This is a genomic window from Paraburkholderia sp. J67 (assembly GCF_905220265.1).
In the GTDB taxonomy this organism is placed as follows: domain Bacteria; phylum Pseudomonadota; class Gammaproteobacteria; order Burkholderiales; family Burkholderiaceae; genus Paraburkholderia.
Genome location: NZ_CAJMZK010000144.1, coordinates 1 through 232, shown reverse-complemented (window position 1 = coordinate 232; position 232 = coordinate 1). Strand labels below are relative to the sequence as shown.

Sequence of the window (232 nt, the reverse complement as noted above, 5' to 3'; positions counted from 1 at the left end):
TATCGGCCAGCCGGTGGAAATGACGGCGGACGTGTACGGCTCGTCGGTGGTCTATCACGGCAAGGTGGTGGGCTTCTCGGCCGGCACGGGCTCCGCCTTCTCGCTGCTGCCTGCGCAGAACGCGACGGGTAACTGGATCAAGGTGGTGCAGCGCCTGCCGGTGCGGGTCGCGCTCGATCCCGAAGAACTTCAGAAGCACCCGCTGCGCATTGGCCTGTCGATGCAGGTGGAG

The 232-nt window shown here is 65.9% G+C and carries 1 protein-coding gene; it reads left to right on the top strand.

Features of this window, described 5'->3' with window-relative positions:
- Window positions 1-232, top strand: a 232-nt coding sequence (locus tag U5782_RS41530) for an HlyD family secretion protein (protein WP_322049656.1), incomplete at both ends; no start/stop codon positions are given.